This is a genomic window from Amycolatopsis sp. NPDC101161, from assembly GCF_044768185.1.
Lineage (GTDB): Bacteria > Actinomycetota > Actinomycetes > Mycobacteriales > Pseudonocardiaceae > Amycolatopsis.
Window position 1 is genome coordinate 2,087,392 of the sequence record NZ_JBIWPI010000001.1, and the last position, 23,793, is coordinate 2,111,184.

Below are 23,793 nucleotides of genomic sequence, written 5' to 3' on the forward strand. Positions count from 1 at the left end.
CGCTGCGTGCCCCGTCCCGCGACCGTGCCCGAGGCGGTGCTGCGCGTCTCGATCGTGGAGCGGCTGTTCGCCCGCGCGGACGACGAGCGTCCGCTGTTCACCCACCAGGACCACTCCCACGACGCCGAGCACACGGTGACGTGGGCCGAGTTCGCCGCGCGGGTCCGCGTCGTCGCGGGCGAGCTGCGCCGGGTCGCGAAGCCGGGGGAGCGGGTCGCCGTCCTCGCCGGGCAGGAACTGGCCTACCCGCTGGCGTTCTTCGGCGCGCTCGCCGCGGGCTTGATCGCCGTCCCGCTGATGCCGCCGGGCAACCGCGCGCAGGCCGAGCGGCTCGGCGGGGTGCTCGCCGACTCCGGCGCCCGGGTGTGGCTGACGTCGTCGGCCGCGGCCGCGCGGGTCGGCGAGTTCGGCGAGCCGGGCGGCCTGCTGGTCGTCGACGAGCTGACCGGGCCGGGCGCCGACCCGGTGCCGGTCGCGCCGGACAGCCCCGCGTACCTGCAGTACACCTCCGGCTCGACGCGGGAACCGGCCGGTGCGGTGATCCCGCACCGGGCGATCGTCGCGGCCTGCTGGCAGGGGAGCCGGGCCTACGCCGTCGACGAGGGCACGACGTGCGCGGGCTGGATCCCGTTCTTCCACGACATGGGCCTGATCCAGCTGCTGTGCCTGCCGGTCTTCGCCGGCGGCCGGGCGGTGTTCATGGCCCCGGCCGAGTTCGTGCACCGGCCCCGGCGCTGGCTGCGGCAGCTGGCGGACTACCCCGCCGTGTTCACCGCGGCGCCGAACTTCGCCTACGACCTCGCGGCCGAGGCCGGCGCCGAAGACGGCCTCGACCTGTCGGACGTGCGGGTCGCGCTCAACGGCGCCGAACCCGTCCGCCCGCGCACGGTCGAACGCTTCCTCGAGGTCTTCGGCCCGCACGGCTTCCGGCGCGAGGCCTACCGGCCGTCGTACGGGCTCGCCGAAGCCACCGTGTACGTCGCGAGCGCGGGACCGGAAGGGCCGCGCGGCGCGGTGTTCGACCGCGAGACGCTCGCCCAGGGCCGGGCCGTCGAAACCGTCGACGGCCAGGAGCTGGTGTCGGTCGGCCGGCCGGTCGGGCAGGACGTCCGGATCGTCCACGAAGGACACGAGCAGCCCGAGGGGCTCGTCGGCGAGATCTGGCTGCGCGGCCCCAACGTGGCCACCGGCTACTGGGGCCGCGGCGACGCCGCCGCGTTCGACGCCACGCTGGACGGCACCGGCGGCTGGCTGCGCACCGGCGACCTCGGCGTCGTGCACCGCGGCGACCTCTACGTCACCGGCCGGCTCAAGGACCTCATCGTCGTCGACGGCCGCAACTTCCACCCGCAGGACATCGAGGCGGCGGCGGGCGAGGCCCACCCGGCGGTCCGCCGCGACCGCGTCGCCGCGTTCGGCGTCGCCGACGAGCACGGCGAAGGCGCGGTCGTGGTGGCCGAGTGGGCCCGCGACGCCGACGCCGACCTCAAAGAGGTCACCCGAGCGGTGCTGCGCGCGGTGTCGCGCGAGCACGATCTCACGCTCCGTGCGGTACATCTGGTCCCTTCCGGCGGACTTCCGCGCACATCGAGTGGCAAGGTCGCCCGGTCGGCCGCGAAGGCACGTTATGGTGGCGGCCGTGGGTGATCACCGCGCCGAGGTCACGAAGGTCGTCAGCGAGACCTTCCGGCTCGACCCGGCCCTCGTCGAGCCCGACGCGCCGCTGGAGGAGCTGGGCATCGACTCGAAGGGCCGGATCAAGCTCCTCGCGGCGCTGGAGGTCTACTACGGCGTGACGATCGACCTGGACCAGCTCGATCGGTTCACCGACGTGGGTTCGGTGGCCGCCGTGCTCGCGGAAGCCCTGGGAAGTGGCGGACCTACAGGAGAGGCTCGGAAATGAGCGGCGGGGGGTACACCGCGACGACGGAAGCGTTGTCGACGGCGTCCAAGACCATCGGGGACCTGGCGGAGCACCTGCTGGACGACAACCCGGACCTCCAGACCCCGCAGGTGACCGCGGAGGGGTTCGGCAAGGCGCACAACGCCCACGCGGCGAAGTACACCGCGGGCGCGCAGGCGCTGTGGGCCGCCGTCTCCGGCTACAGCAGCACGCTCGGCTCGTTCGGCACCAACCTCGGCACCGCCGGGTCGAGCTACAGCGCCAACGAGGACAACCAGGCCGGCACGATCACGAACGCCGGGGGCTCGCTCTGATGGCCGACGACAACAAGAAGAAGTGGTCCGACGTCAAGGCGCTGCTGGACGACCCCAGCGTCCCCGCCGGGCAGAAGAGCGCGCTGATCAGCAGCTGGCTGCGGGAGAACCCGCCGCCCCCGCCGTTCCTGGCCGACCAGGAACCGGACGACATCAAGCAGAAGCGGCAGGAAGCCGAGAAGTACGCGAACGCGTACAACGCCAACCCGCTCTTCGCCGGGCAGTCGGTCGACGAGGCCTACGACAAGGCCAAGTCGAGCGGTGACCAGAACTCCTACAACGAAGACCAGGAGAAGAAGGCCGTCGACGACGGCAAGTCCAAGCTCGACGGCACCCAGCCGCCCGCGGCCGCCGACGGCGGCGGTACCACCGGCACGAAGACGTCCGACGAGATCTTCGACGCCGCCGCGCCCGCGCTGAAGCTGTTCGAGACCTTCGGGTCGCTGCTGGCGAAGCTCCCGGACGACTGCCGCGGCAACACCCGCGCGCTCGACCTCGACAAGGACATCCGCGCGCCGTTCGACGAGCAGCGCGGGATCAGCTTCGAGAACTTCGTCCAGGACGCCGCGCACTTCAAGACCGGCTCCGAGACGGTGGACCGGACGGTCCAGGACACCGGCTCACAGCTGAGCACGCTCTACCAGACGTGGAGCGGGGCCGGCGCGAACGCGGCGTCCGACACCTACAACGACAAGATCCAGCCGAAGGCGGCCAAGCTCGCCCAGACCCTCGGCAACGTCAGCGAAGCGACGCTGACCACCGCGACGACGGTGTTCCAGCTGTGCAAGGGCAAGGCCGACGCCGTCATCGGCATGTACACCGACCTGGTCGGCAAGGCCGACTACACGATGGCGCAGAAGGTCGTCGCGGTCGCCAGCGGCGAGCACGGCAACGAACAGGACCTGGCCCAGATCGCGGGCTGGATGGACCTCAACTTCGGCACCAACCTGGTCAAGACCCTCAACGACCAGGGCTGCTGCGACGGCGACGAGATCAAGAAGCACGGCCAGGACCTGGCCAAGCAGTGGATCCAGAACCAGTTCAACCCCGACATGTGGGACCGGCTGTACAAGGGCTTCGAGAAGACCTGCAAGGACACGAAGGACCTCGTCGACCAGGCCTACGACGCGCTCGACAAGGTCATGGGCGCGGTGAAGAACGAGTTCGAGGGCGTGTCGATGCCCGGTGGGTCCGGTACCGGCGGGTCCGGTACCGGTGGTGCCGGAGCCGGTGGTGCGGGTGGCGGTTCCGGGACGGGTGGCGGTTCCGGGGGCGGCAGCGGTTCGGGGTCCGGCGTTCCGGGCGGTGGCTCGGGGACCGGTGGATCCGGGACCGGCGCTTCAGGCATCCCGGGCGGTGGCTCGGGGTCCGGCTCGGGTTCCGGCATTCCCGGCGGTGGTTCCGACTCGGGTTCAGGTTCCGGCTCCGGGTCGGGTTCCGGTGGCTCGGGCGCCGGGGGTGGCGGTTCCGTGCCGCCGATCCCGGACACGGACACGACGTCGGGTGCCGGTGCGTCCGGGGGTGGCTCCGGTTCGTCGGGCGGCGACCAGGAGGCCGCCGCGGAGGCGGCCAAGAAGCAGGCCGCGGAGGCCGCGGAAGCGGCCAAGAAGCAGGCCTCGGAAGCGTTGGGTTCGTTCGACGGCGGCGGGAGCGGGGGCTCCGGCCTCGGCGGCGGCGAAGGGCTGGGCGGCGGCTCGGGGTCCGGCTCCGGCGCTGATTCGGGCTCCGGCTCCGGTTCCGGCTCGGATCACACTTCGCCGTCGTCGGTGCCGCCGCCGTCGTCCGGTGGTCAGGACGCCGCGGCCGCGGCCGCCGAAGAGGCCAAGAAGAAGGCCGCCGACGCGCTGAAGGAGTTCAGCGGCCCGGGGATCCAGACCGAGTCCGGTGCCGGCGCCGGTTCCGGCGCCGGGGGCAGCGGTCTCGGCGGCGGCGAAGGCTTGGGCGGCGGCTCGGGCTCGGGCGGCTCGGGTTCCGGCTCGGGCGGTGGGTCCGGTGCGGGCTCCGGCGACGACGGCAAGGCCGCGGCCGAGCACGCCGCGGAAGAGGCGAAGCAGAAGGCGGCCGACGCGCTGAAGGAGTTCAGCGGCGAAGGGATCAAGACGGACCCGGGCACCGGAGCCGGCCTCGGCGACACGGGCTCCGGCCACGAACCCGGCGCCGACAACAACGGCGACGGCAAGCCCGACAACCCGCTGGGCGTCGACAAGAACGGTGACGGCAAGCCCGACGGCCTGCTCGGCGAACACGGCAACGACGCCGACGGCAAGGGCGGCGACGACACCCCCGACACCCTGAAGGTCAAGCAGGGCGACAAGACCTTCGAGATGACCGAACCCGACCACGACGGGAAGATGGACATCAAGGTCGGCGAGGGGACCGACGCCGTCAAGGACTTCAAGCTCGACTGGTCCAAGGACGCCGCCGGGCACAGTCCACAAGGGACGGACGACACGTACTGCCCCGGCCCCGACGGCAAGATCCACATCGAGGACGGCGGCCTCAAGATCACCGCCGAGCGGCCGGACGGCGCGGCCGGCCCGACCGTCGTGACCGTCGACGACGGCAGCGGCACCCCGACGACCTACACCCTCGGCGAGGACGACAAGCCCTCGGACGTCCTCGGCGACACCCCCGGCAAGAAGCTCGACGACGACCTGCCCACCCACCGCGGCACGCTCGACGACCCCGGTTCCGCGCACCACGACGGTGGCGGCGCGGGCGCGCACCACGACAGCGGCGCAGGCGGCCACGATGGCGGCGGCGCGGGCGGGCACCACGACAGCGGCGCGGGCGGACACGATGGCGGCGGTTCCGGCGCGCACCACGGCGGCGGCGTCGGGGCCGGGATCGGCGGCGGGTCGCACGGCGGCGCCGGGCTGTCGTCGGCCGGGCTCGACCACGGCGGCGCGGGTGCCGGGCTCGGCGAGACGCCGATGTCCGGGGGCGCGCACACCGGCGCGGGTGCCGGGATCGGGCAGCCGCAGCCCGCGGCCGCGTTCGCCCCGGCCGGGGCGTCGGCGGGGCCCGGCGGCCAGTCGATGTCCGGGATGCCGGGCATGGGGGCGATGGGCGGTGCCCACGGCGGTGGCGGGGGCGACACCGAGCGGCGGTCGCCCGCGTACCGGATCGAAGGCGCGGTGTTCGACAACCTCGGCGAGCCGGGCCGCCGGATCATCGGCTCCCTGAACGACGACGAAGACCCGCCGTCCGCTCGCCGGACCTGGTAGGAGGACCCATGACCGACATCGCCGCGATGAAGGCCGAGCTGGCCGGCCTGGTGCGCGAACAGTCCGAGCGGCGCGCGCTGCGCGAGCAGCGGGGCGAGGAGATCAAGGCCCGGTCGCAGGAGTACATGACCAAGCAGGTCCAGGCGGCCGAGCGGTACGTCCAGCACGTGCGCGAAGTGGCGCAGCGCAAGACGAAGTCGGGCTGGAGCACGGACCGCCAGGGCGCGGAACCGCCCTCGGCGTTCGACACGGACGCGTTCGGCGGCGAACCCGGCGGGACATCGCCGTTCGCGCCGTCGGCCGCCCCGCCGCCGTCGGCCCGGGACGAGGCCCCGCGCCGCGCGCGCCGGTCGCGGGCGGCGGAAACCGAGGACGACGAGTTCACCAACAACCCCTGGTGAGCCGATGAGGGCGGTCACGGCTCCCAGACGTCGACCGCGATCTCCCCGAGCCGCTCGGTGAACACCCCGGCCGGGCTCGCCCGCTCCAGCAGCGCGCGCAGCCCGGCCTCGAACTCCGCGCGGCGAGCACCGAACAGGTGCGGCGCGGCGCTGGACAGCGAAAACACCCCGGCCACCACCTCATCGACCGTCCGCGTCACCACCCGCCCCGGCACCGTGAACCGGCGCGGACCGCGGAACCCCGCGCCGCGGTAGATCTCCGTCTCGCCGCGCGGCGTTCCCGCCGGCAACGTGCCTTGACCGGCCCGACGCACCGAGCCGAGGTACGCCTGCACCAGCTCGGCGATCTCCCGCCGTGGCACCGATCCCTCGACACCCTCGTGCGTCGTCGCGTGCACGTGGGCGCAGGCTCCGCCCGGCGCCAGCATCCCGCGCACCGCCGCGGCGACCTTCGCCCGGTCGAACCAGTGGAACGACTGGGCGAACGTCACCAGCCGGAACCGCCCCAGCCCGGCCGGCAGCTCCTCCGCCCGCCGGTGCACCCACCGGCAGTTCGCGTCCCGGGCGAGCCGCCGCGCTTCGGCGAGCATGTCCTCGTCGGCGTCGAGCCCGACCGCCTCCTCGAACGACCCGGCCAGCAGCAGCGTCAGCGACCCCGGCCCGCAGCCGACGTCGAGCAGGCGCCCGGTCCCGTCCAGTCCCACCTCCGCCACGAACGCCTCGGCGAGCTCCGGGGGATACGCGGCACGGCCCCGCGCGTAGTACCCGGCACTGCCCGAATAGAGGGACGGATCCCACTCCCACGCGTCGGTCACGCCCCCAGCGTAGATACTCGGGTGTCATGGACTCCGCGAACTGGTGGCGCGACGCCGTCGTCTACGAGGTCTACGTACGCAGCTTCGCCGACGCGGACGGGGACGGCACCGGGGATCTCGCGGGCCTGCGCTCGCGCCTCGGTTTCCTCGCCGACCTCGGCGTCGACGCCGTGTGGACCACCCCGTGGTACCGCTCGCCGATGGTCGACGGCGGCTACGACGTCGAGGACCACCGGACCCCCGACCCGCTCTTCGGCACCGACTCCGACGTCCTGGCGCTGATCACCGAAGCGCACCGGGCCGGCCTGCGGCTGCTCATCGACGTCGTCCCGAACCACACCTCCGACCGCCACCCCTGGTTCCGGGCGGCCCTCGCCGCCGAAGCCGGCGGGCCCGAACGCGCCCGCTACCACTTCCGGCCCGGCCGCGGCGCCGACGGCGAGCTGCCGCCCACCGACTGGCGCAGCGTCTTCGGCGGCCCGGCCTGGACCCGGGCGGCCGACGGCGAGTGGTACCTGCACCTGTTCGCCCCGGAGCAACCCGACCTCAACTGGGACAACCCGGAGGTCCGCGCCGAGTTCGAGGACCTGCTGCGGTTCTGGTTCGCCCGCGGCGTCGACGGCGTCCGCATCGACGTCGCCCACGGCCTGCTGAAGGACCCGGCCTTCCCCGACCTCGGCGCCGACGACGAGGAGATCGCGCGGCCGCCGGACCGCGCCGCGCACCCGCACTGGGACCTCGACGGCGTCCACGACATCTACCGCGCCTGGCGGAAGATCGCCGGCGAGTTCGGCCCGGACCGCGTGTTCGTCGCCGAGGCGTGGGTCGACCGGCCGGACCGCCTCGCCCGGTACGTGCGCCCGGACGAGCTGCACACCGCGTTCAACTTCGACTACCTGCGCTGCGCCTGGGACGCGGTTGCGCTGCGCGAGGTGATCGACCGGACCCTGGAAGCGCTGCACGCGGTCGGTGCGCCCGCGACGTGGGTGCTGTCCAACCACGACGTCGTCCGGCACGTGACGCGGTTCGCGCCCGGCGGCGACCTCGCGCGCGGCCGGCGGCGGGCCCGGGCGGCGCTGCTGCTGATGCTCGCCCTGCCCGGCGGCGCGTACCTGTACCAAGGCGAGGAGCTGGGCCTCGAGGAGGTCGAAGACCTCCCGGACGAGGTGCTCGCCGACCCGACGTGGGAACGCTCCGGGCACACGCGTCGCGGCCGGGACGGCTGCCGGGTCCCGCTGCCGTGGGCGGGCACCGAGCCGCCGTTCGGCTTCGCGCCCGACGGGGTGCGGACGTGGCTGCCGCAGCCGGCCCACTGGCGCACCGCGACAGCCGAAGCGCAGGCGGCCGACCCGGGGTCCATGCTCGGCCTCTACCGCGCGGCTCTGGCCGAGCGGCGGGCGAACCCGGCGCTGGGGGACGGGACGCTGACGTGGCTGCCGTCGGCTCCCGGCGTGCTGTCCTTCGCGCGGGAACCGGGGTTCGGGTGCGTGGTGAACCTGTCGGCGGAGCCGGTCGGGCTGCCCGCCGGCCGGGTACTGCTGTCGAGCGTGCCGCTCGAGGACGGCGAGCTGCCGCCGGACGCCGCGGTGTGGCTCGCCGGAGACTCCCGACCCGGCCAGAAGTAGGCCCGCCCCTCCGGCGGCACGTAACCGTCGCCACGAAAGCCATCCGGCCGTGGATGTGGCCGGGTGGTCACGATCGGCTCGGTGATCGGACCTCACCCGGGCGGGTCGAATCGGCCGTGTGAAACCGCGATCGGCGGGGTATCCGGTCGCGTTCGTTGCCGCCGTCCGAGCCGGAGGTCGTCCCGTGCCCGTCCGAACCGCCACCCCGCCCGCCGCCGACGTCGTCGGCTTGGCCCTGGAAGTCCTTGCGGCGCAAGGCATGTCCCGTCCGGCCGCGCAGACGGCCCTCAAGGCGATGGCCCGGGAGCGGGGCCTGACGGTGCCGCGCTGCGCGGCACTCGTCGTCGCCGCCGTCGACGGGAGGATGGGCTGATGGCCGTCGCCGGCGGGTTTTCGCGCGCGGGCGGCGACGACACCGCTTCCGTCGGCGGGGGCGTGCTGCTCGCCGTCGGGCTGGTCGTCGCGTTCTTCACGTGGTGGTCGTGGTGGACGCTCGCGGGGATCGCGCTGACCGCCGCCGGCGTGCTGTGGCTCACGGTGGGCACCCGGCACGAGTAACCCGCGCGGCACGGGGAAAGCCCCTCCCACCCATCGACGAGGAGGCTTTCCGTGCCCGACCACGACGAAGACGTCATCGACCTGCTGCAGCGGCAGCACCGCGAAATCCGGGACCTGTTCACCACGCTGGAAACCGCCGAGGGCGACCGGCGCCGGGAGGTGTTCGCCGGTCTCGTGCGGCTGCTGGCCGTGCACGAGACGGCGGAAGAACTGGTGGTGCACCCGGAGATCCGGGACCTCGAGCCCGCCGCCGGACCGGTCGTCGACGCGCGGCTCGGCGAGGAGCACCGCGCCAAGGAACTGCTGACCACCCTGCAGAAGATGGGACCCGAGGCCGAGGGGTTCGACACGCTGCTCCTCCAGCTGCGCGACGACGTCCTCGCGCACGCCGAGCACGAAGAGCGCGAGGAGTTCCCGCTGCTGCGTGCCCACCGGCCGCCGGAGCGGCTGCGCGCCATGGCCGCGACCGCCAAGCTGGCCGAAGCCGTCGGACCGACCCGGCCGCACCCCGGCGTCGAGAGCGCGACGGCGAACCTGCTGCTGGGCCCGCCCGCGGCGATCATGGACCGGGCGCGCGACCTCATCCGCGGCGCGCTGGGGCGGTGACGTTCGAACCGGGCTGAGTGGGTACCCCGTCGGCATGGCAGCCGGCTCGGCCCGCAAACTGCGGCGCTACCAGGAGATGCGTGACTTCGGCCGGACCGCCGAGCCGGCCGGTGGGGCCGCGGGCGGGCCGGCCGGGCACCGGTTCGTGGTGCAGCGGCACCGCGCCCGCCGCCTGCACTACGACTTCCGCCTGGAGCTCGACGGCGTCCTGGTCAGCTGGGCGGTGCCGAAGGGCCCGACGCTGGACCCGAAGGCCCGCCGGCTGGCCGTGCACGTCGAAGATCACCCGATCGAGTACGCCGAATTCGAAGGCGTGATCCCGCGCGGCGAATACGGCGGCGGGGACGTGATCGTCTGGGACCGCGGTGTGTGGCAGCCGGTCGACGAAGACCCGGCGAAGGCGATCGAGGACGGCACGCTGCACTTCGACCTCGACGGCGAGAAGCTGGCCGGCCGGTTCGTGCTGGTCCGCACGAACCGCGGCGAGAAGGACCAGTGGTTCCTCCTGCACAAGGAGGACGAGCACGCCGAAGCGGGCTGGGACGCCGCGTTGTGGCACGGCGACCGGCCCGCGGCGCAGGCCGAGGAGACCGTCGGGTTCACCGCCGCCACCGACGACGAACTGGCGGCCCTCGACGACCTCGGTGCCAAGGGCAAGTGGTCGGTCGCGGGCCGCGAGCTGTCCCTGACCAACCTGGACAAGATCCTCTTCCCGGCCGCCGGCGACGGCGAGCCGGTGACCAAGCGGGACCTGATCCGCTACTACGTCACCGCCGGGCCGGCCATGCTGCCGTACCTGGCGGGGCGGCCGCTCAACACGCACCGCTTCCCGCAGGGCGTCACCGAAACCGGCTTCTGGCAGAAGGAAGTCCCGAAGCACGCGCCCGAGTGGCTGACGACGTGGCGCAACGAGCGCGCCGAGGCGGGGGAGAGCCAGCGGTACGTCGTGGCGGACAGCGTCGCGACGCTGGCGTGGCTCGCGAACTACGGCGCCCTGGAGCTGCACGCCTGGACGTCGCGAGCCGATGACGTCGACCACCCGACGTGGGTGCTGTTCGACATCGACCCGGGCCCGGAGACGTCGTTCGCCGAGGTCCTGGAGCTGGCGCGGCTGCACCGCACGACGCTGGAGCACCTCGGCCTGACCGGGCGGCCGAAGGTGACCGGGCAGCGCGGGATCCAGGTGTGGGTGCCGATCGCGCCGCACTGCACGTTCGAGCAGACGCGCGCGTGGGCGGAAACCGTGTCGAAGACGATCGGCCGGGTGCTGCCGGACCTGGTGAGCTGGGCGTGGTCGAAGGACAAGCGCCGGGGCCGCGCCCGGCTCGACTACACGCAGAACGTGCTGAACAAGACGCTGGTCGCGCCGTACAGCGTGCGCCCGCGGCCGGGCGCGCCGGTGTCGGTGCCGCTGGAGTGGGCCGAGCTGGACGACGACGGGCTCACCCCGGACCGCTGGACGGTCCGGGACGTCCCGAAGCGGCTGGCCGGGCACAGCGACCCCTTCGCGGCGCTGCTCGGCGTCGAGCAGAAGCTGCCGGGCCTGTAGCCCTCAGGCGTGCACGGTCTCCAGACCGCGCGGCCGCAGCCGGTCGAGGTCGGCGTGGGACAGGTGCGGCCGCCCGCCCGCGTGTTCGGTCGTCGCCGCGGCCGCCGCCACCGCCAGGCACGCCGCCGTCTCCAGCGGGCGGCGGCGGGTGAGCGCCGCCGTCAGCGTCGCGACCAGCGCGTCGCCCGCGCCGGCCGGGTCGACGACCTCGGTCTCCACTTGCGGCACGAACCACGACTCCGCCGGGCCCGCGAACAGGTTCCCCTGCCCGGCCACCTCCAGCACGACCAGCGACGGCCCGCGGTCCCGCAGGTCCGCCGCCGCGCGGGCCGCGCTCGCGACGTCGTCCACCGGCTGCCCGGTGAGCAGCTCGGCTTCGCGGCCGTCGGCGCGCACGACGTCGGCCAGGGCGAGCAGCTCGTCGGTCAGGTCCTGCGGTGCGCCGTCCAGCACGACGCGCGTGCCCGCGGTGTGCGCGAGCCGCGCCGCCAGCAGCGCCGCCGGGGCCGGCTGCCGCAGCTGGACGATCAGCGAGCCCGCGGCCGAGATCGGCGCGGACGCGGCGATGACGTCGGTCTCCGTCAGCAGCGTCCCGTCCGGGACGTGCTCGAGGTAGCGGCGCCGCCCCTGCGCGTCGACGACGTCGATGAGCAGGGCCGTCTCGGTGTCCGGACGGCGGACCACGTGCGACGTGCCGATCCGGTCGGCGCGGGCCTGCGCGCACAGGGCGTCGCCGCTGCGGTCGCGGCCGACGACGCCGACCAGCGACACGGTCACGCCGAGCTGGCTCAGCGCCACGGCCTGGTTGGCGCCTTTGCCGCCGAGCATCTCCTTGCGGTGCCCGACCGGCGCCGACGTGTCGGCGCCGGGGGCGTCCTGGACTTCGACCACCAGGTCGCGGGCGATCTGCCCGGCGACCACGACTTCGCTGAACATCACCGGTACCGCCGGTCGGTCATGAGGCCTCCTCGGTTGGCGAAGATCGGCTACCCCGGCGCGGGCGGCGGATAAACCGCACGTTCGGGTCGTCCGGGCGGCTGCTCGCCGTCACCAGCTGATCCGCCGTTCGCCCGGACGGCGGTACCGGTTCGTCCGCGGTCCGGATGTGGATCACCGCGTATTCGGGTAATCAAGGTCGACGAGGACACGGGTGAGAGCGGGGTTCGGGTGACCGAGACGTTGGTGAACGCGGCCGACCGGTGGAGACCGCTGACCGAGCTGCTGGGCGCGCTGCTCGAGCGGATCACCGGCGAGCTGCCGGGGTGCCTGGGCGCCGGGCTCACGGTCGGCCGGGGCGGCCGGCCGCCGCGCGTGCTGGCGGTCGCGGGTGTCGCCGCCGCTCTGCTGCCCGTCTCGCTGGCGCACGGCGGGCCGGTCGCCGTCGCGGCCGCCACGGGGGAGCCGGTGACCACCGACGACCTCTTCGCCGACGACCGTTGGCCGGGGCTCGGCCGGGCCGCCGGTTGTCCGGAGTTCGCCGAGGTCCGCGGCGCGGCCGCCCTGCCCGGACTTTGGGAGGACACCGGCGCGTTCGTGCTGTCGGCGGTGTTCGACCGGCCGCCCGGCGCCGGCGTGCTGAGCGTCCTGCGGCGGTACGAAAAGCTCACCGAGATGACCCTGGTGGTCGCGGAGACCGCCATCGCGGGCGACCCGGACCAGACGCTGGACCTGCTGGCCTCGCGCGCCGCGATCGAGCAGGCGAAGGGCGTGGTCATGGCGGTCCGGCGGTGCTCCCCGGACGAGGCCTGGCAGACGCTGCGCCGGGCCAGCCAGGAGTTCAACGTGAAGGTCCGCGAGCTGGCCGTCGCGCTGGTCGAGCACGTCGGCGGCGCGCACGCGCCCCGGCTCGACGGCGTCCCGGAGATCCGGCCCGGCGAACCGGCCCGGCACGCGGCCGAGCGGCTCTGGTCGGCGTTCACCGCGGAATAGGGCGTTTCCGTTCCGGCGGTTTGGGTATCAAGACCCCGTCCTTGATCACCCCGGAAGGCCTGCCGAACCCGTGTCCCCCACGTCCCCGGTTCCGACCCGGTCCGCGCCGCTCACGGTGCGCCGGACGGAGTACCGCCCCGGTCTGCTGGTGCTGACGTTCGCCGGCGAGATCGACGCCCTGACCCTGCCGATCCTGGAGCGCGAGCTGGCGGCGTCCCCACCGGGGACGACGGTGGTCGACCTCACGCAGGTGGCGTTCCTCGGCCTGGCGGGCGCCCGGGCCCTGGCGGCGGCCGCCCAGCTGGCGGGCACCGAGGGCGGCCGGTTCGGGGTGGTGGCCAACAGCCGCACGCTGGCCCGGCTGTTCCGCATCACGGGGCTGGCGGAGGTGGTCCCGATGTTCGCCTCGCTGTCGGACGCGCTGCGCGAACTGCTGGCGGTGGGCCACGCGGTCGGCTGAGCGGCTCGCTCAGCGCGCGCCGGGCGCTCGTTTCCGGCCCGGGCGGCGGCGCGAGCGCGGTTCGGCCACGCCGTCGGCTGAGCGGCTCGCTCAGCGCGGGAGCCAGCGGGCCACCACGACCCCCGCGTCGGAGAGCAGCTCGCCGCCGGCGTGCGTGACGACCGCCTGGGTTAGCAAGCGCGCGGCCTCCGGTGGCAGCGAGCCGCCGGTCAGGAACCCGGCCGTCCGCTCCCGTCCGAACGACTTCCCCGCGCGATCCGGCGCCCCCGCCAGGCCGTGCGAATACAGCGCGACCACGTCCCCGGGCCGGAGCCGCACCTCCGTGGCCCGCGGTGGGCGGCCGAACCCGGTCGCCGCGGCCTCCGTTTCCGGCAGCACGGCGTCACCGCGGACGATCAGCGGGGGCGGGTGCCCGGCGTCGAGCCAGCGCAGCTCGCCGGTCACCAGGTCCAGCTCCGCGAGCACCCCCGTGACGACCGCGCCGGAGTCCGCGAGCTCCCGGCCGACCGCCGCGTACTGCTCCGCCAGCGAAGCCCCGTCGCGCCGGGCCGCGCGGTAGGCCGCCAGCGCGTTCACCACCCCGTAGCTCGCCTCGCCCGTGCGCGGGCCCGCGTCGAACATCGCCAGCCGGGCCCGCCGTTCCGAGAGCGCGTAGTCGAACACCACCCCGCACAGGTCGTACGCCGGCTGGACGCTCGCGCCGACGACCACGCTCTCGGTCGCGCCGGTGAGCGGCGGCAGGCTCTGCCACAGCAGCTCGGCGGGGGACCCGCGGTGCCGCCGCCGGCGCCGTGCGTCGAGACCGTCGCCGTACTGGGTCGTGACGGTCACCAGGTGCCCGAGCAGCGTGCTCAGCCACCGGCACTGCTCCCGCAGGGCGGGGTCGTCGGGGTCGGCGCCGTCGGTGGGGACGATCTCCAGCACGCCGAGCCGCTCGACGCCGTCGAGCAGCACCGTCCACAACGTGGGGCCGGGCGCGTCCCAGGTCACCGCGGTCCCCGCGCGGCGGAAGACGTCGCCGGCGACGGTGGTTTCGATGTCGAGTTCCGCGGCCGTGTCCGCGCGCACGAGCGTCCGCTGGTCGTAGTCGGCGAGGTAGACGCCGATCCGCAGGTCGAGCGCGCGGCCCGCCGCGGCGACGACCGCGGGCAGCCGCTCGGGCGGTGCGCGGTGGGCGCCTTCGAGGAGGTCGACGAGCGCCTTCAAGGGCCCGTGCAGCGGCTTGCCGTCGCGGACCGAATGGCTGTAGGGCGCGCGCGGCGGCCCGGCCAGCTCGTCGAGCCGCTCGTTGACGGCGTGGGCGAGCATGTCGCGGTCGACGCGGGGGAGCGTGGTCAAGCCGTTGACGTAGGCGTCCAGCTCCAGCAGGCTCTGGCTGCCGCCGAGCGCGAAGTAGCGCATCCACAGCTGTTCCTGGGTCAGGGCACTGCGGGCGAAGCAGGCGGCGAGGAGGCGTTGCTGTTCCTCCTCGGGCAGGAAGCGCATCGGCGGCTCACCGTCCCCGCGGCGCGGGCGGGAGCAGCGCGGTGGCGGCCTCGGGCGGGCTGAGGCCGTCCGCGCGGGCCAGTGACAGCAGGCGGTCGAACGCGGTGTCCTCGTCGAGGCCGTCGCGGCCCATGAGGTACCCCTTCGCCATGGTGATCAGGTCGCGGTCGCGGAGGGTGTCCTTGAACCGCTCGCTGAACCGGCTCGCCCGCTCGTAGGCGCGGGCGTTGGCGAGCAGCGGCGCGGCGCGGGCGGCGAACGACGCCAGCGTCAGCTCTTCGGCGTGGCCGAACGCGCCCGCGCTCGTCGAGTAGATCTTGATGGCGCCCTGGCAGCCGTCCTCGGTGAGGAGCGGGGTCGTGAGCACCGAGCGCAGCCCCGTGCCGGTGATCGCGGCGCACCACCGCGGCCAGCGTCGTTCGGTGGTCACGTCGTCGATCCGCATCGGCGCGCCCTCCGCGAGCGCGGTCAGGCAGGGGCCTTCACCGAGCCGGTACTGCAGGGTGTCGGCGTCGCGCACGAGCGGGCTCGACGCACTGGTGGTCGCGGGGCCGCCGTCGTCGATGAGCGTCACCCCGGCGCCGGCCGCGGTGGAGATCGTCTTCCCCGCGAGCGTGACGACCAGCTCCAGCACCGAATCGACGGTCTCCCGCGACAGCAGCAGCCCCGACATCCGCGCGGCGACCGCCGCCAGCTCGCCGTCCAGCGGCAGCTCGCCCGCCTTCTCCGTCGCCATGGCCGCTGAATACCAAAGGGAGGCCGCGGTCAAACCTGCACATGGCCGGGCGTGAAGTGGGTACCCGGGCGGTTCGGCACCAGCGGGAGGAGAGGACATGGAACTGCCGGAGCCCACCGCGACCGTTTCGCCGCTGCTCGACGACGTCACCGGGTCTCTCGAGGCCCTCACCGCGGTCCTGCGGCAGGAGGACGACTTCCGGATCCTGCTGCGGCACGTGTGCCTGCAGGTGCGCCACGCCGTGCCGGGCGTCGCCGAAGCGTCGGTCACGCTGGTGCGCGCGGACGAGCCGCACACGGCGTGCGCGACCTCCGCCGTCGTGAGCGAGCTGGACGCGGACCAGTACCGCCTTGGCGACGGCCCGTGCCTGGAGGCCGTCCGCAGCGGGAAGATCGTCCGCACCTCGATCGCCGACGCGGTGGAGCGCTGGCCGGCGTTCGCGAGCGGGGCCGCGGACGCCGGCTTCGGCAGCTTCCTCGCGGCACCGCTGGTGGCGGACGACGAGTACACGGGCGCGGTGAACTGCTACGGGCGGCAGGACGACGGCTTCGAGGAGATCGAAGCCCAGCTGCTCGAGCTGTACACGACCGCGGTGGAAGCGATCTTCCGCGTCTACCACCGGTACGTGCGCGCCCGCGAGACGGCCGATCACCTGCGGACCGCCCTGACCTCCCGCGCGGTCATCGACCAGGCCAAGGGCATGCTGATGGCGATCCGCCAGATCGACGCGGAGGACGCTTTCGCGCTCCTCGTCGAGCAGTCGCAGCGGGAGAACGTGAAACTGCGCGAAATCGCCGAGCGGTTCGTCGAGCGGGTCGTTTCCAGCGGTGTCGTTTAACGGTGGAAGGTGATGGTGAAGCCGGTGCAGGAGGCGCACTGGTACATCGTCTGGTTGCCCGGTTCGGTGTCCTGTTTGGACCACGCGTACGCCTTCGGGCAGTGCGACTTGATCGCGTCGCTGTAGCTCGTGGGCGCGTCGCGGTTCGGGTTGACGCAGTTGATCAGCGTGCCGCCGGGGGAGTACTGGCGGTCTTCGGCCGGGCAGTAGGGCAGCAGGTCGTCCGGGCAGCCGGCCGTGCCGCACGACGTCGAACCGGGCGGCACCGCCGGGTTGACGGGCTCGATCGTGATCGGGACGGAGAACGCGTTGACGTAGCTGACGTCGTACCACGGGGCGAGGCCGTCGGCGGTGTCGAAGTTGAACTCGGCCAGGCTGGCCGGCTGTTCGCCGGTCGCGCAGTGGTCGGCGTAGGCGCCGCAGTCGCCCACCAGGCAGTGGAAGTCCCCGCCGGACGTGCCGGTGCAGCCTTGGCGGCCGAAGAACTTGCCCCGCCAGTGGCCGGGTGCCGACGTTTCGGGGATCGTGACGGTCGCCGATTGCCCGTCCGCCAGGGTCGGCAGGTTCGCGAAATTGACCGACTGGTCGGCGTTGACCGTGCTGCCCACCCAGAGGGTCTGGCCGGAGTGGTTCACGAACGTGACGGTGTGGTCGGCCGCCGCGGCGGCCGGAGTCGCTGGTGAGCTCACGCTCATCGCCGTCACGAGGACGGCGACGACGGCGAAGAACCGCTTGGACATCTTGGCACCGGCAGTGGACGTCATGAGCGCACGAACGTCCAGGTCACCGGGATGTTGCCCAGGCCGGGGTCGGCCAGCTGGGCGAAGGCCGGTGCGCTGAGGTCGATGTGCGCGCTGTCGCAGCTCGGGCACTTGTCGACCACGGGCACGGTGATGGTCCGGCCGTTGTAGGAGACCCGGATGGAAACACCTTGGCACAGCGGATCGTTGTTCGGGTTGGCGGTGGTCCAGTACGCGGCGGGCGCGGCGACGAGCATCTGGTTCGCGGCGTCGATCTGCGTGCCGCAGGCACCGAAGCCGGCGTCGTCGTAGTAGGTGGCGCGCCCGTTGACCGGCTGGTCGAAGGGAATATCGGCCCACGCCGTCCCGGTCATCGTCAGGGGAAGCGCGGCAGCGGCGGCCAGCACGGCGAGCGACTTGATGGTTGTGCGCATTCCGTTTCCTTTCCGTCGGCGCGGCAGATGCTACTGACTCGCGCAATGCCGCGCTATGACACGGAAATGTCCGGACGACATTCTTTGTCAACGTTGACAAAGTTCGCTTTAGCCATTCCGTGATGGAATCGTTTGCGGTAGGTTGCGGCGATTAACGGAATCGTCGGAGAATCGGCGTCGCGCCGCGGAAACGATCAACGACGACTCATGTCACCCTGGCTTGTCGCAACCCGATCCGAGGAGAGCTTCGACCCGAGGCCGTACCTCACCACCCGGCGATGACCCCGGTCACGTCCGGCCGTCCTGCCGGGCCAGCACGAGCGCGGGATCGAGCCTCCGCTCCGCGAGCCCGCGGGCGACCTCGCCGAGCAGCAGGTTGTGGCCGCGGGCGTAGCCGCGCAACGCGGTGAAAGCGTCGTCCATGCTGAGGCGGCCGGTCACGGCGAGGACACCCTTCGCCTGCTCGATCGTCACCCGGCTGTTCAAAGCCGTCTGCAGCTGCTCGGACAACGTCTCCCCGCGCCGGATCGCCCGCTCCTGGAGAATGCCGATCGTCGCCGTGTCGGCCAGGCCCTGCGCCAGGTCGACGTCGTCGGCTCCGAGCTCGCCGGGCTTGGTGCCGAACAGGTTCAGCGCGCCGACGATCTGCTTGCGCAACCGCATCGGCAGCGCGTGCACCGACGCGAACCCCTGGCGGGCGGCCTCCGCCGCGAACCGCGGCCACCGCGCGGCCTGCGCGGCGACGTCGGCGACCAGGACCGGGGTCCGGGCCTCGAAGCACTCGACGCACGGACCCTCGTCGATGCCGAGCTGGAAGAGCTCCAGCAGACGGGCCTGCTCGGTGGAGGAGGCGAGCACCTGCAGGCTCCCGCGCTCGTCGACCAGCGTCAGGCCGGCCGCGGCGACGTCGAGCAGGTCCACGCAGCGCCGCACCAGTGTGTGCAGGAGGTCGGCGACGTCGAAGTCGTCGACGAGGGTGTCGGCCAACGCGACGAACGTCCGGGTCACCTGTCGTTCACGGTCGGCCATGCCCACCATCTCCCGGTCGCTCGTCCGATGGCTTCATGGTGGTCCTCACCAGGCCTCCCGGTCCACTTCGAGCCGGCCGGCGACGATGTCGGCGGCGACGTCCCGCAGCGGGCGGCCGTGCCCGAACGCGTAGGCGCGCATCCGGGCCAGCGCCTCCGCGGCCGGCAGGTCGAGGTGCGCGATGAGCATCCCGGTGGCCTGGTGCACCTCCCGGTGCCGCATCCCGGCCCCCTCCATCCACCGCCCGTCCCCGTCGAGCCAGCGGTCCCCGCCGAGCAGCCCGGACAGGGCCAGCGCGGCGAGGTCCGCGACCTGCAGGGCGGTCGCGAGCTCGGCGCCGGCCAGGGAACCCGGGGTCGCCCGGTAGGTGTCCAGGGTCGCCACCCGCACGACCCCGATCTGCAGCGGGAAGGTGAACAACGCGGCCACCGGGTACTCGGCGGCCTGCGCGGCGAACACCGGCCAGGCGGTGGGCAGCCCGGCGCCGAGATCCGGGACCAGTACCGGGCCGCCGTGGGTGTACGCCTCGAAACACGGCCCTTCCCCGAGGGCGAACTGCAGTTCGGCCAGCGCCGCGCTCACGGCGTCACTGCAGTAGACGGCCTCCCGGTGGCCGGCGTCGGCCATCACCGACACCGCGGCGCCGTCCACCGGGAGCAGCCGCACGCACGCACGGCACACCCGGCCGACCACGTCGACGCCGCTGCCGGGTCGCCCGCCGGCGAGCGCGGCCAGCACGCCGGCCCGCAGTACGTCGATTTCAGCCACGGGCGATCGGCCGCATTCGTTCTCCTCCGAGCCGGTGTCTGCACACCACACCGACTCGGAAAAGACGAGGTCCGGATCAGCTCCGCCACCGCGGGTGCGTTTCCCGCACCCTACCGCGCGAGGTCACCGCGTGCCCGGGGCAAAGCCAGCCGGAAGATCTTCCGGAAAACCGAGCCGAGCTGGTGGGACAGGCTCCCCGTGTTGTACGGCAGGTGGTGCCGTTCGCAGATTTCGCGCACTTCCGCGGCGATCTGCGGGTAGCGGCGCGAAGGCAGATCCGGGAACAGGTGGTGCTCGATCTGGTGGCTGAGATTTCCCGACAGCAGGTGGAACAACGGGCTTCCGGTGATGTTCGCCGAACCGAGCATCTGCCGCAGGTACCACTTCCCGCGGCTTTCGTCTTCGCTTTCCCGCTCGGTGAACACTTCGGTGCCGTCGGGGAAGTGACCGCAGAAGATGACCGCGAACGCCCAGAGGTTGCGGATCAGGTTGGCGCCGGCGTTCGCGGTCAGCGTCAGCGGCGCCAGCGGGCCGGTGAGCACCGGGAAGACGACGTAGTCCTTCGCCGCCTGCCGGGCGGTCTTGCGCAGCATCGGGGCCACCAGCGGCCGGACGTCGGCCCAGGTCCGCCGGCCCTGCACGATCCGGTCCACCTCCAGGTCGTGCAGCATGATGCCGTACTCGAAGAACACCGCCTGCGCCGCGGCGTACAGCGGGTTGCCGAGGTAGTACGGGTGCCACCGCTGGTCCTCGCTGATCCGCAGGATGCCGTAGCCGACGTCGCGGTCCTTGTCGAGGATGTTGGTGTAGGTGTGGTGCATGAAGTTGTGCGAGCGGCGCCATTGGTCGCCCGGGCACACCATGTCCCATTCGAAGGTCCGCGAATTCAGCGCGGGGTCCTTCATCCAGTCGTACTGGCCGTGCATGACGTTGTGGCCGATCTCCATGTTGTCGAGGATCTTCGACACCGCGAGCGCGGCGACCCCGCCGAGCCAGGCGGGCGGGAACCAGCCGGCGAACAGCAGCACCCGGCCCGAAACCTCGCATAATCGTTGGGCCGCAACGACTTTCCGGATGTACTCGGCGTCGGCCACGCCGAGGTCGGCGACCACGCGCCGGCGGACGGCGTCCAGTTCTTCGCCGATTCGGTCGATCTCTCGCAGTGCCGGCTCGGTCATCGGGCGCATCTCCTCGGTTCGGCGCGGTGGTTCGCGCTCCACGGCAGACGTTCGCCCGGCGGCGTTGCCGGGTACCACGGCCCTCGCCGGGGCCGGGGCGGGAATTGCCCAGCGTAGGTCCGCCGGCAGCCGAAGTAGTCGTCCAGGCGGGTGGTCCCGGCGTGAAAAACCCGCGCCGCCCCGTTCGGGCATACACTGCGGAGTCCGGCACCGGGGGAGGACCGATGGCCACTGCGACTTCCCGGGGGCACCGATGAGGCGCGCCCCGGCACGACCCGAGGAGCCCGGCTCGGATCCCGTCGAGCTCACCCGCGACCAGCGCTACCACGGCGCCCGGCTGGTGGCTTCGGCGGCGAAGGACGCCGACGACTGCGCGTTGCTGCTCGCCGCTCTCGGGCTCGCAGCCGCCGACGGCGTCGCCGAGCCACCCCCGTCGGCGACAACCTGAGCGTCGTCGTGACGGCGTTGCGCTAGAGGTCGATGACGACCTTGCCGTGGACGTGCCGGCCGGACTGGAGCTCGGCCGCGCGGCGGATCTGCTCGATCGGGAAGCTCGCCGCGATGGGCACCCGGAGCCGGCCGGCCGCGACCAGGCGGGCGATCTCCGCCAGGGAACCGGAAGGCGCGTTCGCGCCGTTGGCGCCCGGCACTCCGTCGACCTGCGCGGCGATCGTGCAGATGCGGTCGTCCGGGACGCCGAGTTCCCTGGCCGCGTCCACCGTCTGCGTGCCGAACAAGTCCATGGCGGCGGTGACGCCGCCGGGTGCGAGGGCTCGGACCCGCTCGGCCAGGCCGTCGCCGTAGCCGACCGGTTCGGCGCCGAGATCGCGCAGGAAACCGGCCGAGCTCGCCGATCCCGTCCCGATCACGCGTGCTCCCGCGATCCGGGCCAGCTGGACGGCGAACACCCCGACCCCGCCCGCCGCGCCGCCGATCAGCACGGTGTCGTCCGGGCCGGGGGCGACCACGGCGAGGGCGGCGGACGCCGTGCGGCCGGCGATCGCGAGGGTGGCGGCGGTGCGGTCGTCGACGCCGTCAGGGGTGTGGTGGACCTCGTTCGCCGCGGTCTCCCCGCTCGCGTCGACCACCACGAAGTCGGCGACCGCGCGGGACAGGGCGGCCCCGAACACCCGGTCGCCGGGGGCGAAGCCGGTCACCCCGGCACCGACCTGGTCGACGACTCCCGCGAAGTCGGTCCCGAACCCCGCCGGCAGGCTCAAGCCGAACCGGGCGGCCGTGTCCGCGTCGGTGGTCATGATCCAGTCCATCGGGTTCAGGCCGGCCGCGGTGACCCGCACCCGGACCTGGCCCGGGCCGGCTTGGGGCGCCGGAACCTCCTGGACGTCCAGGACCTCGGGGCCGCCGAACGAGTCGAGCCGGACCGCCCTGCTCTTGTCTTCCTGCATGAACGCCTGTCTCCTCCGGAACGCATCGAAACGGACTATGCTCCGTTTACCTGATCGACCCTAACACAACCGGAGCGTGATCCGTTTTGACTGAGCCGGAGACGCGGGCGCCGCGGGCGGACGCGGCCCGCAACCGCGACCAGCTGCTGGCGGTGGCGACCCGCGTGTTCGTGGCGGCGGACGGCGAGCCGTCGATGCGGGCGATCGCCCGTGAGGCCGGGGTCGGCATCGCGACGCTCTACCGGCACTTCCCGACCCGGGAGTCGCTGGTCGACGCGGTCTACCGCGACCAGGTCGGGCGGCTGACGACCGGCGCCCGCGAGCTGCTCGGCCACCTGGCCCCGGCCGCGGCGATGCGGCGCTGGATGGACTTGTTCGGCGACTGGATCGCGACCAAGAACGGCATGCTCGACACGCTGCTCGCGATGATCGAGTCGGGCGAGATCGCCCACGCCGATACCCGCGGCGAGCTGCTGGCGGCCATAACCACGATCCTCGACGCCGGCCACGCGGCGGGCGACCTGCGTTCCGACGTCAGCGCCGAAGACATCGCCGCGTCCCTCATCGGCATCTTCACCGTGGCGCCCCGGCCCGGGCAGGAAGCCAAGGCCGGCCGGCTGCTGGACCTCCTGATGGACGGCCTTCGCCCCGCCGCCCGGTCGGCTTGAGTGGCGCCGGTCGGCTTGAGGGGCGCCTGGCTGGCTTGAGCGGCGCGCGGCCAGCTTGAGCGGCGCCCGGCCGGCTTGAACGGCGCGGCCGGCCTGATTGGCGCCTGGCCAGCTTGAGCGGCGCTCGGCCGGCTTGCCCGCCCCGCTTGAGCCGGTCAGCCGGCGGCGTGCGCGGTGTTGTCCAGCCAGTGCTGGGCGAGGCCGGTGTCGCCGTCGACGCTGATGCCGGCTTCGCGGTCGGCCAAGGGGAGCCGGCGGGTCAAGACCAGCAGCAGCGATCGCGCCGGGCCGGTCACCGTCACGTCGGCCGGCCCGGTTCCCGGCTGCCACGTCGCCCCGTCCGGGCGCCGCTCGACGAACCAGGCGTCCGCGGTGTCGGTCGCCTGCCACAGCAGGGTCTGCCCGGTGCCCCGGAGGGCGTGGGCGGACTCGGGCCGCCGCGCCTCCCACGTGGGGGAGGTCAGCATCGTGAGGTGGTTGCCGATGAGCGCGGCCGCGACGCCGGCGTCGATGTCGGCCGGGCGGCCCGCGGCGCCGGCCGCGTCGGAGCCGTGGACGACCGCCTCGTTGAGCATGCTGGACATCCAGAACCGCGTCCCGGACCGCTCGTCGCCCGCGGCGTTGAACACCGGCGCGTCGAGCGCGGAATCGGAGCACGCGCTCGCGACCCGCTGCGCGGACTCGGCCAGCCACGCCGGCCACTCGCGGGCATCGGAGGGGAGTACGGCCAGCTCCGTCGGCAGCTGCGCGGGGTCGGTGATGCGGCGCTCGATGATCTCCGCGACCCAGTGCTGGGTCTGGCCCACGTGCCGGACCAGGTCGGTGACGGTCCACCCCGGGGTGGCCGGCACGGCGGCGCCGGGTCCGGCTTCGGCTGCTGCTTCCGCCAACCGTCGCGTGTGATCGACGATCGCCTGCCGGGCGTGGTCGGTGGTCAGTTCGGTCATGGAACGTCCTCGGTGTCCGGTGGTCGTGCCCCCTGCGGGCCCCTTCGGCTACGCGTCGAACGAAGCCGGCCGGGATCGACAGCCCGTTCAGCCGGAACCCGCATCCGGCCAAGACCGTACCCAACGGGATCGACCCGCCGTGGCCGAACCGCGCCATCGTGCGACGATCTGCGGGGA

26 protein-coding genes are annotated in these 23,793 nt (G+C 73.4%); 15 read left to right on the forward strand and 11 right to left on the reverse strand.

The window, feature by feature from the left end:
* Positions 1-6 precede the first annotated feature (6 nt).
* The 5 genes from ACIRSS_RS10205 to ACIRSS_RS10225 are packed head-to-tail and all read left to right on the forward strand — an operon-like array spanning position 7 to position 5,845.
* Positions 7-1,647, forward strand: coding sequence for a fatty acyl-AMP ligase (locus tag ACIRSS_RS10205; RefSeq protein WP_400892940.1), 1,641 nt, complete (start codon positions 7-9; stop codon positions 1,645-1,647).
* Positions 1,628-1,903 (forward strand): acyl carrier protein, encoded by a 276-nt coding sequence (locus ACIRSS_RS10210; RefSeq protein WP_400892943.1) that lies wholly within the window; start codon positions 1,628-1,630, stop codon positions 1,901-1,903. The genes ACIRSS_RS10205 and ACIRSS_RS10210 overlap by 20 nt, the downstream gene beginning before the upstream one ends.
* Positions 1,900-2,217: a hypothetical protein gene (locus ACIRSS_RS10215; RefSeq protein WP_400892945.1), complete on the forward strand. Its 318-nt coding sequence runs from the start codon at positions 1,900-1,902 to the stop codon at positions 2,215-2,217. The genes ACIRSS_RS10210 and ACIRSS_RS10215 overlap by 4 nt, the downstream gene beginning before the upstream one ends.
* The gene (locus ACIRSS_RS10220; RefSeq protein ID WP_400892948.1) at positions 2,217-5,444 is read left to right on the forward strand and encodes a WXG100 family type VII secretion target; all 3,228 of its coding nucleotides are present in this window, start codon (positions 2,217-2,219) and stop codon (positions 5,442-5,444) included. Before ACIRSS_RS10215 ends, ACIRSS_RS10220 begins: the two co-directional genes overlap by 1 nt.
* Before the next feature lie 8 nt (positions 5,445-5,452).
* The gene (locus ACIRSS_RS10225) at positions 5,453-5,845 is read left to right on the forward strand and encodes a hypothetical protein (protein WP_400892951.1); all 393 of its coding nucleotides are present in this window, start codon (positions 5,453-5,455) and stop codon (positions 5,843-5,845) included.
* 14 nt (positions 5,846-5,859) lie between these two features.
* On the opposite strand, the gene ACIRSS_RS10230 is transcribed toward ACIRSS_RS10225, so the two are convergent.
* On the reverse strand, positions 5,860-6,660 hold the full coding sequence (locus tag ACIRSS_RS10230) for a class I SAM-dependent methyltransferase (RefSeq protein WP_400892954.1): 801 nt from the start codon (positions 6,658-6,660) through the stop codon (positions 5,860-5,862).
* 26 nt (positions 6,661-6,686) lie between these two features.
* On the opposite strand from ACIRSS_RS10230, the gene ACIRSS_RS10235 reads away from it, so the two are divergent.
* The 5 genes from ACIRSS_RS10235 (at position 6,687) to ligD (ending at position 10,998) form a co-directional block, all read left to right on the forward strand.
* Positions 6,687-8,285 (forward strand): alpha-amylase family glycosyl hydrolase, encoded by a 1,599-nt coding sequence (locus tag ACIRSS_RS10235; protein ID WP_400892956.1) that lies wholly within the window; start codon positions 6,687-6,689, stop codon positions 8,283-8,285.
* A gap of 184 nt (positions 8,286-8,469) precedes the next feature.
* Positions 8,470-8,658, forward strand: a complete 189-nt coding sequence (locus ACIRSS_RS10240) for a hypothetical protein (protein WP_400892959.1) — start codon at positions 8,470-8,472, stop codon at positions 8,656-8,658.
* Entirely contained in the window at positions 8,658-8,843 is a 186-nt protein-coding gene (locus tag ACIRSS_RS10245) for a hypothetical protein (protein ID WP_400892962.1), read from the forward strand. The genes ACIRSS_RS10240 and ACIRSS_RS10245 overlap by 1 nt, the downstream gene beginning before the upstream one ends.
* Before the next feature lie 51 nt (positions 8,844-8,894).
* Complete coding sequence (locus ACIRSS_RS10250; RefSeq protein WP_400892965.1) at positions 8,895-9,449, forward strand: hemerythrin domain-containing protein; 555 nt, start codon at positions 8,895-8,897, stop codon at positions 9,447-9,449.
* 34 nt (positions 9,450-9,483) lie between these two features.
* On the forward strand, positions 9,484-10,998 hold the full coding sequence (gene ligD, locus ACIRSS_RS10255) for a non-homologous end-joining DNA ligase (RefSeq protein WP_400892967.1): 1,515 nt from the start codon (positions 9,484-9,486) through the stop codon (positions 10,996-10,998).
* A 3-nt stretch (positions 10,999-11,001) separates the two neighbouring features.
* On the opposite strand, the gene ACIRSS_RS10260 is transcribed toward ligD, so the two are convergent.
* A complete protein-coding gene (locus tag ACIRSS_RS10260) occupies positions 11,002-11,934 on the reverse strand; it encodes a PfkB family carbohydrate kinase (protein WP_400892969.1) in 933 nt (310 codons plus the stop codon).
* A gap of 231 nt (positions 11,935-12,165) precedes the next feature.
* Between ACIRSS_RS10260 and ACIRSS_RS10265 the strand changes: the two genes are divergently transcribed.
* Both ACIRSS_RS10265 and ACIRSS_RS10270 read left to right on the forward strand, forming a co-directional pair.
* Positions 12,166-12,927, forward strand: a complete 762-nt coding sequence (locus ACIRSS_RS10265) for an ANTAR domain-containing protein (protein WP_400892971.1) — start codon at positions 12,166-12,168, stop codon at positions 12,925-12,927.
* Positions 12,928-12,997: 70 nt separating this feature from the next.
* Entirely contained in the window at positions 12,998-13,387 is a 390-nt protein-coding gene (locus ACIRSS_RS10270) for an STAS domain-containing protein (protein WP_400892973.1), read from the forward strand.
* 90 nt (positions 13,388-13,477) lie between these two features.
* On the opposite strand, the gene ACIRSS_RS10275 is transcribed toward ACIRSS_RS10270, so the two are convergent.
* Positions 13,478-14,872, reverse strand: coding sequence for a SpoIIE family protein phosphatase (locus ACIRSS_RS10275; RefSeq protein WP_400892975.1), 1,395 nt, complete (start codon positions 14,870-14,872; stop codon positions 13,478-13,480).
* Positions 14,873-14,879: 7 nt separating this feature from the next.
* The gene (locus ACIRSS_RS10280; protein ID WP_400892977.1) at positions 14,880-15,608 is read right to left on the reverse strand and encodes a GAF domain-containing protein; all 729 of its coding nucleotides are present in this window, start codon (positions 15,606-15,608) and stop codon (positions 14,880-14,882) included.
* A gap of 97 nt (positions 15,609-15,705) precedes the next feature.
* Here ACIRSS_RS10280 and ACIRSS_RS10285 point away from each other — a divergent pair, with 97 nt between their 5' ends.
* On the forward strand, positions 15,706-16,446 hold the full coding sequence (locus ACIRSS_RS10285) for an ANTAR domain-containing protein (protein WP_400892979.1): 741 nt from the start codon (positions 15,706-15,708) through the stop codon (positions 16,444-16,446).
* Here ACIRSS_RS10285 and ACIRSS_RS10290 read toward each other — a convergent pair.
* From ACIRSS_RS10290 to ACIRSS_RS10310, 5 genes are all read right to left on the reverse strand, one after another.
* On the reverse strand, positions 16,443-17,210 hold the full coding sequence (locus tag ACIRSS_RS10290; protein ID WP_400892980.1) for a thaumatin family protein: 768 nt from the start codon (positions 17,208-17,210) through the stop codon (positions 16,443-16,445). The genes ACIRSS_RS10285 and ACIRSS_RS10290 overlap by 4 nt on opposite strands.
* A complete protein-coding gene (locus tag ACIRSS_RS10295; protein ID WP_400892982.1) occupies positions 17,207-17,620 on the reverse strand; it encodes a cysteine/serine endopeptidase inhibitor in 414 nt (137 codons plus the stop codon). The genes ACIRSS_RS10290 and ACIRSS_RS10295 overlap by 4 nt, the downstream gene beginning before the upstream one ends.
* A gap of 288 nt (positions 17,621-17,908) precedes the next feature.
* Positions 17,909-18,649 carry a GAF and ANTAR domain-containing protein gene (locus tag ACIRSS_RS10300; protein WP_400892984.1) on the reverse strand — a complete coding sequence of 247 codons (741 nt, stop codon included), beginning with the start codon at positions 18,647-18,649 and terminating at the stop codon, positions 17,909-17,911.
* A 45-nt stretch (positions 18,650-18,694) separates the two neighbouring features.
* The gene (locus ACIRSS_RS10305) at positions 18,695-19,417 is read right to left on the reverse strand and encodes an ANTAR domain-containing protein (protein WP_400892986.1); all 723 of its coding nucleotides are present in this window, start codon (positions 19,415-19,417) and stop codon (positions 18,695-18,697) included.
* Positions 19,418-19,527: 110 nt separating this feature from the next.
* On the reverse strand, positions 19,528-20,595 hold the full coding sequence (locus ACIRSS_RS10310) for a fatty acid desaturase family protein (RefSeq protein WP_400892988.1): 1,068 nt from the start codon (positions 20,593-20,595) through the stop codon (positions 19,528-19,530).
* 253 nt (positions 20,596-20,848) lie between these two features.
* Between ACIRSS_RS10310 and ACIRSS_RS10315 the strand changes: the two genes are divergently transcribed.
* Positions 20,849-21,043: a hypothetical protein gene (locus ACIRSS_RS10315; protein WP_400892990.1), complete on the forward strand. Its 195-nt coding sequence runs from the start codon at positions 20,849-20,851 to the stop codon at positions 21,041-21,043.
* A 22-nt stretch (positions 21,044-21,065) separates the two neighbouring features.
* Here ACIRSS_RS10315 and ACIRSS_RS10320 read toward each other — a convergent pair whose 3' ends face one another.
* Complete coding sequence (locus ACIRSS_RS10320; protein ID WP_400892992.1) at positions 21,066-22,001, reverse strand: NADP-dependent oxidoreductase; 936 nt, start codon at positions 21,999-22,001, stop codon at positions 21,066-21,068.
* A gap of 86 nt (positions 22,002-22,087) precedes the next feature.
* Here ACIRSS_RS10320 and ACIRSS_RS10325 point away from each other — a divergent pair, with 86 nt between their 5' ends.
* Complete coding sequence (locus tag ACIRSS_RS10325) at positions 22,088-22,669, forward strand: TetR/AcrR family transcriptional regulator (protein WP_400892994.1); 582 nt, start codon at positions 22,088-22,090, stop codon at positions 22,667-22,669.
* 155 nt (positions 22,670-22,824) lie between these two features.
* Here the strand turns inward: ACIRSS_RS10325 and ACIRSS_RS10330 are convergent, their stop codons facing one another.
* Positions 22,825-23,616: a maleylpyruvate isomerase family mycothiol-dependent enzyme gene (locus ACIRSS_RS10330; RefSeq protein ID WP_400892996.1), complete on the reverse strand. Its 792-nt coding sequence runs from the start codon at positions 23,614-23,616 to the stop codon at positions 22,825-22,827.
* Between the last annotated feature and the right edge of the window lie 177 nt (positions 23,617-23,793).

Excerpts from the sequence above, each read along its gene's own strand:
- ACIRSS_RS10210 (WP_400892943.1), top strand. The coding sequence starts at position 1,628 with ATGGTGGCGGCCGTGGGTGATCACCGCGCCGAGGTCACGAAGGTCGTC.
- ACIRSS_RS10215 (WP_400892945.1), top strand. The coding sequence starts at position 1,900 with ATGAGCGGCGGGGGGTACACCGCGACGACGGAAGCGTTGTCGACGGCG.
- ACIRSS_RS10220 (WP_400892948.1), top strand. The coding sequence starts at position 2,217 with ATGGCCGACGACAACAAGAAGAAGTGGTCCGACGTCAAGGCGCTGCTG.
- ACIRSS_RS10225 (WP_400892951.1), top strand. The coding sequence starts at position 5,453 with ATGACCGACATCGCCGCGATGAAGGCCGAGCTGGCCGGCCTGGTGCGC.
- ACIRSS_RS10235 (WP_400892956.1), top strand. The coding sequence starts at position 6,687 with ATGGACTCCGCGAACTGGTGGCGCGACGCCGTCGTCTACGAGGTCTAC.
- ACIRSS_RS10245 (WP_400892962.1), top strand. The coding sequence starts at position 8,658 with ATGGCCGTCGCCGGCGGGTTTTCGCGCGCGGGCGGCGACGACACCGCT.
- ligD (WP_400892967.1), top strand. The coding sequence starts at position 9,484 with ATGGCAGCCGGCTCGGCCCGCAAACTGCGGCGCTACCAGGAGATGCGT.
- ACIRSS_RS10260 (WP_400892969.1), bottom strand. The coding sequence starts at position 11,934 with ATGTTCAGCGAAGTCGTGGTCGCCGGGCAGATCGCCCGCGACCTGGTG.
- ACIRSS_RS10275 (WP_400892975.1), bottom strand. The coding sequence starts at position 14,872 with ATGCGCTTCCTGCCCGAGGAGGAACAGCAACGCCTCCTCGCCGCCTGC.
- ACIRSS_RS10280 (WP_400892977.1), bottom strand. The coding sequence starts at position 15,608 with ATGGCGACGGAGAAGGCGGGCGAGCTGCCGCTGGACGGCGAGCTGGCG.
- ACIRSS_RS10285 (WP_400892979.1), top strand. The coding sequence starts at position 15,706 with ATGGAACTGCCGGAGCCCACCGCGACCGTTTCGCCGCTGCTCGACGAC.
- ACIRSS_RS10290 (WP_400892980.1), bottom strand. The coding sequence starts at position 17,210 with ATGACGTCCACTGCCGGTGCCAAGATGTCCAAGCGGTTCTTCGCCGTC.
- ACIRSS_RS10295 (WP_400892982.1), bottom strand. The coding sequence starts at position 17,620 with ATGCGCACAACCATCAAGTCGCTCGCCGTGCTGGCCGCCGCTGCCGCG.
- ACIRSS_RS10300 (WP_400892984.1), bottom strand. The coding sequence starts at position 18,649 with ATGGCCGACCGTGAACGACAGGTGACCCGGACGTTCGTCGCGTTGGCC.
- ACIRSS_RS10310 (WP_400892988.1), bottom strand. The coding sequence starts at position 20,595 with ATGACCGAGCCGGCACTGCGAGAGATCGACCGAATCGGCGAAGAACTG.
- ACIRSS_RS10315 (WP_400892990.1), top strand. The coding sequence starts at position 20,849 with ATGAGGCGCGCCCCGGCACGACCCGAGGAGCCCGGCTCGGATCCCGTC.
- ACIRSS_RS10320 (WP_400892992.1), bottom strand. The coding sequence starts at position 22,001 with ATGCAGGAAGACAAGAGCAGGGCGGTCCGGCTCGACTCGTTCGGCGGC.
- ACIRSS_RS10330 (WP_400892996.1), bottom strand. The coding sequence starts at position 23,616 with ATGACCGAACTGACCACCGACCACGCCCGGCAGGCGATCGTCGATCAC.